Source organism: Bradyrhizobium sp. P2_E8 (assembly GCF_056403875.1).
In genome coordinates, this window is the sequence record NZ_JBFUES010000109.1 from 1 (window position 1) to 12261 (window position 12261).

A 12261-nucleotide genomic window follows, 5' to 3' on the forward strand; every position below is an offset into this window, starting at 1 on the left:
GCGCCGCAACAAGCGCAGATCGACGGCGTGATCCGCGACTGCGCGCAGCATCTGCTCGGCTCGTACGGCAAGAACGGTTTCCTGCCGACCTATGCCGCCTTCAACCTGATCGGCGACCCTGATGTCCGCGGACGCGAGTTGACCATGGCGCTCACAGGGTTGAATGCGCGCGGCTACAAGAACTCCTCGCTGCTCTTCAACCTCGCCCGCGTCTTCATCGCGCGCTCGCCCGCGCGCGCCGTGGTCAATCCGCCCTGGACCGGCATCGCCGAGCCGATGTGGGAGCCGGTGCAGATCCGCCACCGTTCGGCCTATTACGATGCCTTCTTCATCGAGGCGCTGCTGAGCTTCATCGAGACCGGGCTCGCTTCGCCGGCCGACAAGACGGCGGCAGAGCGCGCGATCGCCGACATGGTCGATTTCTGCGTCAACATCAGCCGCGAGGAGGTCGAGGGCACCGACGGCGCGCGCTTCAACGTCATCACCGCGCTCGCGCCTGCGCCCCATCCGCGCTTTTCGCGCTTCTTCGCCCAGATCAAGCAGGATCTCGGCTTCGGCGTCTACGTGCCGGATTGCGACACCACGGCCTGCTCGATCTCCGCGGCGACGCAGGCCGGCTGCACCGATCCGATCATCGACCAGCCGCTGCTGGATTTCTACAGCGGTTACCAGGTGCTCGCCGGCGTCAACGAGCCGCGCGTGACCGTGCCGCTCAACGACAACATCGACTACGAGGGCGGGGTTGCGACCTGGATCGACAATCTCAAGGGAGAGCGTCCCTACGGCAACGATCTCGATCCGACGCTCAATCTCGACATTCTCGAGGTCAGCTTCCGCAACCTGGCGCGCTGGAAGATCCTGGAGACGCCGGCGCGGCTGGCGACCGTGCATCGCATCATCGGCTTCCAGAAGCGGCTGGCATCAAGCGGCGCCTTCGCCAATCCGCGCTCGCACATCTATTACCTGCCGGAACTCTACAGCGCCTATTTCGGCCGCTGCTATGCCGCCTTCCTGGCGCTGCCGCTGGCGGCGCAGGCGGCGATCGATCCGGACGGCGACTTCGATTTCATCCGCCACCGCGTGCTCTCCTACGTCAAGGGCGAGCTGATGGCCGCGGAGATGAATGTGTTCGACGCGGCGCTGGCGCTGATCGCGCTCGGCCATCTCGGCGCCGACCCGCGCGCGTTCGCGCCGGCGCTGAACGTCATCGTCGCGAGCCTCGGCGAAGGCGGCCGCCGCGGCCCGTTCCGCGCCTATGAATGGAACAAGATGAAGACGCCGACGCGAATCCTGGTCGGTGGCCCTGAGGTGACGTCGGCGTTCGTGCTGATGGGGCTGGCGGTGGCGAAGCGGGCGATGGCGGGGCGGGGGTAGGCTTCGTAGGGTGGGTTAGCGAAGCGTAACCCACCACTTCTGTCGCCGTAGAGACCAAAGAAGTGGGTTACGCCGAGCGACTGTGCTTCGCGCAGCGCGGGGCTAACCCACCCTACGAGGCCGTCACTCAATGACGGGAAGTTGAAAGCTCAATCGTTGGGCAGGCGCTGGCCGGGCGGCCAAAAGCCGACCACAATTGCGGGGTCTATCGCGATTTTCCTGAACACGCGGACCGGCATGTTGCGAAAATTCCTGATTGCGCTGTCACTGCTCGCCTTGCCGTCGCTGGCGCAGGCCGCCGACATTACCGGCACGGCGAAGGTCCGCGACGGCGATTCCGTCGTGATCGGCAACACGAGGATCCGGCTCGGCGGCATCGACGCGCCGTCGTCCGACCAACTCTGCCTCAACACCAATACCGAGCGCTGGACCTGCGGAATCGCGGCGCGCGACGAGCTCGCCAAATACACCGAGGGCAAAAACTGGGTCTGCCATACGCGGGCGATCGACCGGCGCGGCCGCACCGTGGCGCGCTGCGAGGTCGGCGGCGAGGACATCCAGAAATGGCTGGTGCGCAGCGGCTGGGCGCTGGCCTACACCCGCGTCTCGCACGATTACGAACCCGACGAGGCGGCCGCGCGTGAGGCCAAGGCCGGCATGTGGCAGGGCGCCTTCATTGCGCCCTGGGACTGGCGCGTGCGCAACAAGAAGACAACGATATTGGGCGCCACCAAGCCGCCCGAGGGCGCGCATGCGGTGCTGCTTGCCTCGGCCTCGGGGCCGGTCGCGCCCTCGCCCGACTGCACCATCAAGGGCAACGTCAACACCGCCGGCGAGTGCATCTATCACCAGCCGACCAGCCGCTGGTACACCCAGATCAAGATGAAGATCAGCAAGGGCACCCGCTGGTTCTGCTCGGTCGAGGAGGCGGAAGCCGCCGGTTGTCGGGAGACCAAAAGATAACCCAGCCCTGCATTTTGCGTGCTTTTCTTGCATCGCAGCAGCGCGTAAAAGTATGATTCAGCGACCCACCAGCCTGTTCTCAAGCAACAAGGACCAACAGCAATGACCGTTCGCGCGGGCCGGGAGTTTCTGGCCATCCCCGGGCCCACCAACATGCCCGACGAGGTGCTGCGGGCGATGCATCGTCCGGCGATCGACATCTACTCCAAAGAGATGCTCGACCTGACCGAGAGCCTGCTCGGTGACATCTCGAAGCTGTTTGCGACCAGGGGCAAGTCCTACATCTACATCGCCAACGGGCACGGCGCCTGGGAAGCAGCGCTGAGCAACGTGCTGTCGCGCGGCGACAAGGTGCTGGTGCTGGAGAGCGGCCGTTTCGCAATCGGCTGGGGCAACGCGGCCGCGCTGATGGGTGCCGAGGTCGAGGTGCTCAAGGGCGACTGGCGCCGCGCGGTGCGGCCGCACGAGGTCGAGGAGCGCCTGCGCCGCGACAAGGAGCACACCCTCAAGGCCGTCGTCGTCGTCCAAGTCGACACCGCCTCGGGCGTGCAGAACGACATCGAGGCGATCGGCAAGGCGATCAAGGCGAGCGGCCATCCGACGCTTTACATGGTCGACACCGTGGCATCGCTCGGCTGCATGCCGTACGAGATGGACAAATGGGGCGTCGACGTCACGATGTCCGGCTCGCAGAAGGGCCTGATGACGCCGCCCGGCCTCGGCTTCGTCGCCGCCAACGCGCGCGCGCTCGAAGTGCACAAGAAGGCCAACATGTCGACGCCCTATTGGAGCTGGAGCGAGCGCGAGGGCACCGAGAACTACCGCAAATATGCCGGCACCGCGCCGGTGCATCTGTTGTTCGCGCTGCGCAAGGCGATCGACCTGCTGCACGAGGAAGGGCTTGAGAACGCCTTCCGCCGCCACAGCCTGCTCGGCGAAGCCGCGCGGCGTGCGGTCTCGGCCTGGTCGGAAGGCCAGGTGCTCGGCTTCAACGTCGCCGAAGCCAACGAGCGCTCCAACACTGTGACCACGGTGACCATGAGCAACGGCCACGATCCCGCAGTGCTTCAACGCTATTGCAAGGAGAAGTGCGGCGTCGTGCTCGGCACCGGCATCGGCGATCTCTCCGGACAAGCCTTCCGCATCGCCCATATGGGCCATGTCAACGCGCCGATGCTGCTCGGCACGTTGGGGGTGATCGAGATCGGCCTCAACGCGCTGAAGATCCCGCACGGCAAGGGCGGGCTGGAAGCGGCGGTTTCGTATCTCGGCGAAGAGGTGGCGGCGTAGGCAGCCTCACACTCCCATGTCGTCCCGGCCCCCCGTGCGCAATTTCGCACTAGGCCGGGACGACGGCGGAGTGTTTGGCTACGGCTGAGCATCACAGCTGCAGTCTTGTAGCCCGGGTGAGCGAAGCGACACCCGGGATCTTGCGCGAGGCCCCGCATGTCGCTTCGCTCATGCGGGCTACGGCTGTCGCACCCGGTACGCCTCAACCTGGGCTTTCAGCTCCTCCAGCGACGCGGTCGGCTTGTTCGGATCGACCCGGTATTCCCCGCTCGCCAGCCACTTCAGCACCATTGCATCGATGACCGGCGAATGGTGGATGACGTCGCCATAATTGTTGAGGTCGTGGGTCACCGCCTTGATCGCGCGGAAATCGTGGAGGCGCACGTTGGGAAGCTGCGTCAGGCGCTGCGCGATGAGGGCCGTGAGATCGGTKACGATCTTCAGCGTCGCCGGTGAGGCATCGCGCATCGCGACGAATTGCAGGATCGAATAAGGCGGGAAGTAGATGTCGAAGGTGACGTCCGGATGGCGCGTGATCAGGCCGACGGCGTCACGCTCGAAATGCCGGACCATGGCGTCATAGCCGTAGCCCTCGCCGAGAAAGCTGCTGCGCACGGGATCAGTGATGTAGGCGAAGGCGGCGCGCGTCCTCTCCGCGTTGTAGGCGCGCGCGACGTCGAAATCCCGTGGCAGCGCATAGATGTCGTCGACGTCGAACAGCGCGAACTTGACGGGGAGAAACGGCGCCGCACGGGTCAGCGGCTCCCGCAGCGGCGGGATCGACCGCAGCAGCGCGAACACGGATTCCTTCGCCATGGCGGCGTTGAACAGATAGGCCGCGATCCCCTTGGCCGTCCGCCGGTAGAGATCGACGGACAGATAGGGATCGGCCTCGATGCCGGCCGCATCGACAAAGCTGAAATCGTCCATCGCCCAGATCACGCGCCGGGCGCCGCGATCGATCGCCTGCTCCAGCACGAAGCTTTGCTGGCGCGAGTTGGACCCGGTCATCGCCAGCTTGAGCGAACGGACGCCGAGCGCGCGGTCGATATCGCTCTGGCGGAAATGGATCGCGAGCGAGGTGCCGATGAAGGCGGTGTCGAACGACTGGCTGCGGATCAACCCGGCATTCTGCATGYGTGTGTCGTCGGAATAGAACGGCGCGATGAGGCGCGAGGGGCGGAACAGTTGCAGGGGATCGACGGCAAAAGTCAGCGCCGCCGCGCCCAGCACGCACGCGACGCTCGCAAGGAGAAGACGCCTCACGCTGGTGAACGATCCCCGCATCAGAACCTGAAATAGATGAATTCGCTGTGGCTCTGGATGCCCAGGATCCCGAACGCGAGCACGAGCGACGCCCCATAGAGGACCAGCGGCCGCAGGCGCCCTTCCCGCAAACTCTCGCCGACCCTGCGACTGCCGTGATCGTAGCCCATGATTGCTTGCGTGTTCGGCGCCAGCCACACCAGCGCCGCATAGATCGTGACCTGCACCAGCGCCGCGATCTCCTCGCGGCCGAGGACGATGTTCAAGGGATCAGCCATGGCACTGGTGATCCGCAACGCCCAATCGACCCGCTCGGCGCGAAAGAACACCCAGGCGACGACGACCGCCAGGAAGGTCAGCACGGCCCCAAGGATGCGGACCGGGCGCGCGAGAGGCGACGGGATGGCCGGCACCAGCGCATTGAAGGCGTGATTGATGCAGAGATAGGCGCCGTGCAGCGCGCCCCACACCACGAACGTCCAGGCCGCGCCGTGCCAGAGCCCGCCGAGCAGCATCGTGATCATCAAATTGACGTAGCGCAGCGCGCGGCCGCGGCGGTTGCCGCCGAGCGGGATGTAGAGATAGTCGCGCAAAAACTGCGACAGCGTCATGTGCCAGCGGCGCCAGAGCTCGACGATGCTGGTGGCCTTGTACGGCGAGCTGAAGTTGACGGGCAGGAAGATGCCGAACATCAGGGATATCCCGATCGCCATGTCGGAATAGCCGGAGAAGTCGAAATAGAGCTGGAACGTGTAGGCGAGCGCACCGAGCCAGGCCTGGTCGAAGCTCGGCGAGCGCGCGTCGAAGGCGAGCGCGACCAGGGGCTGGATGCCGTCGGCGAGACAGGTCTTCTTGAACAGGCCGATGGCGAAGATGATGATTCCGCACAGGATCAGATGCGCGTGCGGATGCTTGGACTCCTCCTGCTCGAATTGCGGGATCATGTCCTTGTGATGGAGGATCGGCCCCGCGATCAGATGCGGGAAATAGGTCACGAACAGCGCGTAGTGCGGCAGCGCGTAGGCCGCGACCTGGCCGCGAAAGGCATCGACCAGGAACGCGATCTGGGTGAAGGTGTAGAAGGAGATGCCGACCGGCAGCAGGATGTGGACCGCGACATGCGTGCCGAGCAGTGCATTGAGATTGTCGGCGGCAAAGCCCGCATATTTGAAGATGCCGAGCACGAGAAGGTCGCCGGCGACACCAACGGCAAGCGCCGCCCGGCGCTGCATTGGTGCGAGCTCCGCCGCGATCAGGAGGTAGCCGATGCCGTAGTTGAAGGCGATCGACGCCAGCAACAGCGCGACAAACTGCCAACTGCCGATGGCATAGAAGGCGAGCGAGGCGGCCGCCAGCCAGATCACCGGGGCCCGATTGCTGCGCCGCCCGAGCCAGAAGTACCCGGCCAGCACGGCCGGCAGGAACAGCAGGATGAACGGATAGGAATTGAACAGCATCAGGCTGGACCGGCGGCGGGGACATGGYCACTAAAGGACCCGCCCCCTAAAGCATACAAGGGGGCGATCAACAACCCGGCGACCTGGCGCAGTCCTTGGCGCAGTCCCGCTGGCAATTCATGCGCTCGTCGCCATATGATGCGCGACCCGCCGCCGTCTACGGCCGTCATTGTCGGGCTTGCCCCGGCAATCCATCGCTCAAGAAATCCTCTTTGATGGATGCGCGGGTCAAGCCCGCGCATGACGAGATGGGTTCCGGTGAGACGCAATGAGGATCGAGTGACACAAGCCAAGACACCTTCCCAGCCCCCCGTCGCCCCGCGCCGGCCGCACAGCTTCACCCGGCACGGGATCACCGTGACCGACGACTATGCCTGGCTGAAGGACGAGAAATGGCAGGAGGTGCTGCGCGACCCCAAGGTGCTCGATCCTGATATCCGCAAATATCTGGATGAAGAGAACGGCTACACCGAGAGCCTGCTCGGCCATACCGCCGCGCTGCAAAAGACGCTGGTGCGCGAGATGCGCGGCCGGATCAAGGAGGACGATTCCAGCGTGCCGTCGCCGGACGGGGCGTTCGCCTATTTCCGCAGGTTTCGCGAGGGCGGGCAGCACGAGCTGTTCGGCCGCATGCCGCGCGAGGGCGGCGATGGCCATATCGTGCTCGACGGCGATGCGCTCGCCAAGGACCACAAATATTTCAAGTTCGGCGGCAGCCGGCATTCGCCCGATCACAAGCTGCAAGCCTGGAGCGCGGACACCAAGGGCTCGGAATATTTTTCGATCCGCGTGCGCGACTGGACGACGGGGAAGGACTTTGACGACCTCGTCGAGGAGACCGACGGCGGTATCGTCTGGAGCAAGGACGCGAAAAGTTTCTTCTATGTGAAGCTCGACGACAATCATCGCCCGATGCAGGTGTGGCGGCACCGGCTGGGGACGAAGCAGGCCGACGACACCCTCGTCTATGAGGAGCAGGATTCCGGCTGGTTCACCCATCTGCACGAGAGCACCAGCGGCCGCTTCTGCGTGATCGCGGGCGGCGATCACGAGACCTCCGAGCAGCGGCTGATCGATCTCGAAAGCCCCGATACGCCGCCGCGCCTCGTCGCGACGCGCGAGGAAGGCGTGCAATATTCGCTCGCCGACCGCGGCGATCAGCTCTTCATCCTCACCAATTCCGATGACGCCATCGACTTCAAGATCGTCACCGCGCCGCTTAGCCAGCCCGAGCGCAAAAACTGGCGCGACCTGATTCCGTATCGTCCGGGCATCTACATCATCGACCTCGATCTCTATGCCGGCCATCTGGTGCGGCTGGAGCGCGCCAATGCGCTGCCGGCGATCGTGATCCGCGATCTCGCGACGAACGAGGAGCACGCCATCGCCTTCGACGAAGCGGCCTATTCGCTGGATACGATGGGTTCCTACGAGTTCGAGACGACGAATTTGCGTTTCGCCTATTCGTCGATGACGACGCCGTCGGAGGTCTATGATTACGACATGGCCAAGCGCACGCGAACCTTGCGCAAGCGGCAGGAGATCCCGTCCGGCCACAATGCGGCCGACTACGTCACCACGCGCATCATGGCGAAGGCGCAGGACGGCGCCGAGGTGCCGGTCTCGATCCTCTATCGCCGCGGGCTCAAGCTCGACGGATCGGCACCGCTCCTGCTCTACGGCTACGGCTCCTATGGCATGGCGACGCCGGCCTCGTTCAGCGCCAACCGCCTGTCGCTGGTCGATCGCGGCTTCGTCTACGCCATCGCCCATATCCGCGGCGGCGCCGACAAGGGCTGGGGCTGGTATCTCGACGGCAAGCGCGAGAAGAAGACGAACAGCTTTGACGATTTCGCCGCGAGCGCGAGGGCGCTGATCGATGCGAAGTATTCCAGCGCAAAACGTATCGTCGGCCATGGCGGCTCTGCCGGCGGCATGCTGATGGGCGCAGTCGCCAACCGCGCTGGCCAGCTGTTCGCGGGCATCGTTGCCGAAGTGCCGTTCGTGGACGTGCTCAACACCATGCTCGACGACACGCTGCCGCTGACGCCGCCGGAATGGCCGGAATGGGGCAACCCGATCGAGAGCGAAAAGGATTTTCGCACCATCCTGTCCTACTCGCCCTACGACAATGTCGCGGCGAAGGAGTATCCGGCGATCCTGGCCATGGGCGGATTGACCGATCCGCGCGTCACCTATTGGGAGCCCGCCAAATGGATCGCGCGCCTGCGCGCCACCATGCGCGGCGGCGGCCCGGTGCTGCTGCGCACCAACATGGGCGCCGGCCACGGCGGCGCCTCGGGACGCTTCGACCGTCTCGACGAAGTCGCGATCGTCTATGCGTTCGCACTGTGGGCGGCGGGGATGGCGGAGGCCGGGGTGTAGCCACACCCTCCGGCGTCGTCCCGGCGAACGCCGGGACCCATACCGCGTGATGTATCGGTGGAACGCAGGTAGCAGTACCGCGGGAGGATTTCTTAGCTGCGAGTCTTCGCCAAACCACTCCCTGTGGTTATGGGTCCCGGCCTTCGCCGGGACGACACTGGTGTTGTGGCGATACCAACAGTCTAACTACCGTCCGTTCTTCTTCCGCCACGCCGCAAAATCGGTGAGCGTCTGCGGATCGGTGGCGGGATAGAGGCCGAAGATGCCGCGGCCCTTGCCGACTTCCTCGGTGACGAAGTCCTCGAACGCCGTCATCTCGAAGGTCTCGTTGGCGATCTCGTCGGCCAGATGCGCGGGGATGACGATGACGCCGTCGGCATCGCCGAGGATGACGTCGCCGGGAAACACCGGCGCATCGCCGCACCCGATCGGCACGTTGATCTCGATCGCCTGATGCAGCGTGAGGTTGGTCGGCGCCGAGGGACGATGGTGGTAGGCGGGGATGCCGAGCTTGGCGATCTCGGCGGAATCGCGAAAGCCGCCGTCGGTGACGACGCCGGCGACGCCGCGCTTCATCAGCCGCGTCACCAGGATCGCGCCGGCCGAGGCCGCGCGCGCGTCCTTGCGGCTGTCCATCACCAGCACCGCGCCCGGAGGGCAATCCTCGACCGCCTTGCGCTGCGGATGCGAACGATCCCTAAACACCTCGATTGTGTTGAGATCCTCGCGCGCCGGCATGTAGCGCAGCGTGAAGGCCTCGCCGACCATGGTCGGCTGATCGGCCCCGAGCGGGTGCACATCCTGGATCATCTGGATGCGCAGGCCGCGCTTGAACAAGGCGGTGGCGACGGTGGCGGTGGAGACGGATTTGAGCTTGTTGCGGGTGGCTTCGGAAAGTTTGGTCATGGTGTGCTCTCTCTCATTCGTCATTCCGGGGCGCACCGCTTGGCGCGAGCCCGGAATCCATCGAACGGCACAGACTGCGGCAGGATGGATTCCGGGCTCATCGCCTCGCGATGCCCCGGAATGACGGGGGACATCAGTAGATGGACGGCTCGCCGATCGGCGCGCCGAAATCGGTCTCGAGGAAGTCGAAGTCGCAGCCGTCATTGGCCTGCTTGATGTGCTTGGTGAACATCCAGCCATAGCCGCGCTCGAAGCGGCGCTCGGGCGCCTTCCAGGCAGCGCGGCGCTTTGCGAGCTCGGCTTCCGATACGTCGAGATTGATGGTGCGCGCGGCGACATCGAGCGTGATGCGGTCGCCGTTCTGCACCAGGGCCAGCGGACCGCCGATGTAGGACTCCGGTGAGACGTGCAGGATGCAGGCACCATAGCTGGTGCCGCTCATGCGCGCGTCCGAGATGCGCACCATGTCGCGCACGCCCTGCTTCACGAGCTTGGTCGGGATCGGCAGCATGCCCCATTCCGGCATGCCCGGCCCTCCTTGTGGGCCTGCATTGCGCAGGATCAGGATGTGATCCTCGGTGACGTCGAGATTGGGATCGTCGACCGCCTTCTTCATCGACGGATAGTCGTCGAACACCAGCGCAGGTCCGGTGTGCTTGAGGAAGCGCGGCGCGCAGGCGGAGGGTTTTATGACGCAGCCGTCGGGCGCGAGATTGCCCTTGAGCACGGCGAGCGCGCCCTCCTTGTAGATGGGATTGTCGACCGAGCGGATCACGTCGTCATTGTGCACCTCGGCATGGGCGATATTTTCGCCCAGCGTCCGGCCGGTGACGGTGATGCAGTCGAGATGCAGATGCGGCTTGATCTGGCCCATCAGCGCCGGCAGGCCGCCGGCATAGAAGAAGTCCTCCATCAGATAGGCGTCGCCGCTCGGCCGCACATTGGCGATGACAGGCACCTTGCGGCTCGCGATCTCGAAATCGTCGAGCCCGATGTCCTGGCCGGCGCGGCGGGCCTGCGCGATCAGATGGATGATCGCGTTGGTCGAGCACCCCATCGCCATCGCGACCGCGATCGCGTTCTCGAAGGCCTTTCGGGTCTGGATCGTCTTGGGCGTCAGATCCTCCCACACCATCTCGACGATGCGGCGGCCGCATTCGCTGGCCATGCGGATGTGGTTGGCGTCGGCCGCTGGAATCGAGGAGGCGCCCGGAAGCGTCATGCCGATGGCTTCGGCGATCGCGGTCATGGTCGAGGCGGTGCCCATGGTCATGCAGGTGCCGTAGCTGCGGGCGATGCCGGCTTCGATGTCGAGCCAGTCCTTGTCGGAGATTTTCCCGGCGCGCCGCTCGTCCCAATATTTCCAGCCGTCCGAGCCGGAGCCGAGCGTCTTGCCCTTCCAGTTGCCGCGCAGCATGGGACCTGCCGGCAGATAGATCGCCGGAATGTTCATCGAGGTGGCCCCTAACAGCAGCGCCGGCGTGGTCTTGTCGCAGCCGCCCATCAGCACCACGCCGTCGACGGGATGGCTGCGCAGCAGCTCCTCCGCATCCATCGCCAGCAGATTGCGATAGAGCATCGTGGTCGGTTTCAGCAGCGATTCCGACAATGACAGCGCCGGCAGCTCCAGCGGCAGGCCGCCGGCCATCAGGATGCCGCGCTTGACGTCGTCGACGCGCGACTTGAAGTGCATGTGGCAGGGCTGCGCGTCCGACCAGGTGTTGAGGATCGCGATGATCGGGCGGTCCTTCCATTCCTCAGGGGCGTAGCCCATCTGCATGGTGCGGGAGCGGTGGCCGAACGAGCGGAGATCGTCGGGCGCGAACCAGCGCGCGCTGCGAAGCTGGTCGGGTGTTTTTTTCTTCTTGGTCATGATTGGGTGCCCCATTTCTGGACCGTGTTCCGCTCGATGGCGCGGAAGATCAGGTTCTCGACAAAGAGCCCGATGATGATCACCGTCAAGAGGCCTGCGAAGACGGCGGGTATGTCGAGGAGGTTGCGGTTCTCGAAGATGAACCAGCCGAGGCCGCCCTGGCCCGAGGACACGCCGAACACCAGCTCGGCCGCGATCAGCGTGCGCCAGGCGAAAGCCCAGCCGATCTTGAGGCCGGTGAGGATCGAGCCGAAGGCGGCGGGGATCAGGATCTTTGCGACATAGGGCAGCCCGCGCAGGCCGTAATTGCGGCCGACCATGCGCAGCGTGGTGGAGACGCTCTTGAAGCCGGAATGGGTGTTGAGCGCGACCGGCCACAGCACCGAGTGAATCAGCACGAAAACGAGGCTGCCATTGCCGAGGCCGAACCAGATCAGCGCCAGCGGCAGCAGTGCGATCGCCGGCAGCGGATTGAACATCGCCGTGACCGTTTCCAGGAAATCGGTACCGATGCGGGTCGAGATCGCAAGCACGGTGAAGATCGCGGCGAGCACGATGCCGGCAGAGTAGCCCATGAACAGCACCTTCAGCGACGCCCAGGCCCGCAGAGGGATGGTGCCGTCCTTCACGCGCTCGAACATCGTGACGATCGTGTCGTGCAGCGTCGGAAACAGCAGGGGATTGTCGAGGGCGACGCCGTAGGCTTCCCAGACCGCCGCCAGGAACAGGATGATGACGGTCTTGCGG

Annotated in this window: 9 protein-coding genes; 4 read left to right on the top strand and 5 right to left on the bottom strand. The window is 65.0% G+C overall.

What is annotated here, in order from left to right:
• The 3 genes from AC1D00_RS08770 to AC1D00_RS08780 form a co-directional block, all read left to right on the top strand.
• The coding region (locus AC1D00_RS08770) for a hypothetical protein (protein WP_477010384.1) at positions 1–1374 on the top strand (1374 nt) is incomplete at its 5' end.
• A 237-nt stretch (positions 1375–1611) separates the two neighbouring features.
• Positions 1612–2337, top strand: a complete 726-nt coding sequence (locus tag AC1D00_RS08775; RefSeq protein WP_135178933.1) for a thermonuclease family protein — start codon at positions 1612–1614, stop codon at positions 2335–2337.
• A 102-nt stretch (positions 2338–2439) separates the two neighbouring features.
• Positions 2440–3627, top strand: coding sequence for a pyridoxal-phosphate-dependent aminotransferase family protein (locus tag AC1D00_RS08780; protein ID WP_477010385.1), 1188 nt, complete (start codon positions 2440–2442; stop codon positions 3625–3627).
• 177 nt (positions 3628–3804) lie between these two features.
• Here the strand turns inward: AC1D00_RS08780 and AC1D00_RS08785 are convergent, their stop codons facing one another.
• Positions 3805–4914: a hypothetical protein gene (locus AC1D00_RS08785; protein ID WP_477010386.1), complete on the bottom strand. Its 1110-nt coding sequence runs from the start codon at positions 4912–4914 to the stop codon at positions 3805–3807.
• A complete protein-coding gene (locus AC1D00_RS08790) occupies positions 4914–6350 on the bottom strand; it encodes an MBOAT family O-acyltransferase (RefSeq protein WP_477010387.1) in 1437 nt (478 codons plus the stop codon). Before AC1D00_RS08790 ends, AC1D00_RS08785 begins: the two co-directional genes overlap by 1 nt.
• Before the next feature lie 279 nt (positions 6351–6629).
• Here AC1D00_RS08790 and AC1D00_RS08795 point away from each other — a divergent pair, with 279 nt between their 5' ends.
• Positions 6630–8735, top strand: a complete 2106-nt coding sequence (locus AC1D00_RS08795; RefSeq protein WP_477010388.1) for a S9 family peptidase — start codon at positions 6630–6632, stop codon at positions 8733–8735.
• Positions 8736–8921: 186 nt separating this feature from the next.
• On the opposite strand, the gene AC1D00_RS08800 is transcribed toward AC1D00_RS08795, so the two are convergent.
• From AC1D00_RS08800 to AC1D00_RS08810, 3 genes are all read right to left on the bottom strand, one after another.
• Positions 8922–9641 carry a ribonuclease activity regulator RraA gene (locus tag AC1D00_RS08800; protein WP_404551937.1) on the bottom strand — a complete coding sequence of 240 codons (720 nt, stop codon included), beginning with the start codon at positions 9639–9641 and terminating at the stop codon, positions 8922–8924.
• 133 nt (positions 9642–9774) lie between these two features.
• Positions 9775–11514, bottom strand: a complete 1740-nt coding sequence (gene araD, locus AC1D00_RS08805; RefSeq protein WP_477010389.1) for an L-arabinonate dehydratase — start codon at positions 11512–11514, stop codon at positions 9775–9777.
• On the bottom strand, positions 11511–12261 hold a 751-nt coding region (locus AC1D00_RS08810), incomplete at its 5' end, for an ABC transporter permease (RefSeq protein ID WP_477010390.1). The genes AC1D00_RS08810 and araD, both read right to left, overlap by 4 nt.

Excerpts from the sequence above, each read along its gene's own strand:
- AC1D00_RS08775 (WP_135178933.1), top strand. The coding sequence starts at position 1,612 with ATGTTGCGAAAATTCCTGATTGCGCTGTCACTGCTCGCCTTGCCGTCG.
- AC1D00_RS08780 (WP_477010385.1), top strand. The coding sequence starts at position 2,440 with ATGACCGTTCGCGCGGGCCGGGAGTTTCTGGCCATCCCCGGGCCCACC.
- AC1D00_RS08790 (WP_477010387.1), bottom strand. The coding sequence starts at position 6,350 with ATGCTGTTCAATTCCTATCCGTTCATCCTGCTGTTCCTGCCGGCCGTG.
- AC1D00_RS08800 (WP_404551937.1), bottom strand. The coding sequence starts at position 9,641 with ATGACCAAACTTTCCGAAGCCACCCGCAACAAGCTCAAATCCGTCTCC.
- araD (WP_477010389.1), bottom strand. The coding sequence starts at position 11,514 with ATGACCAAGAAGAAAAAAACACCCGACCAGCTTCGCAGCGCGCGCTGG.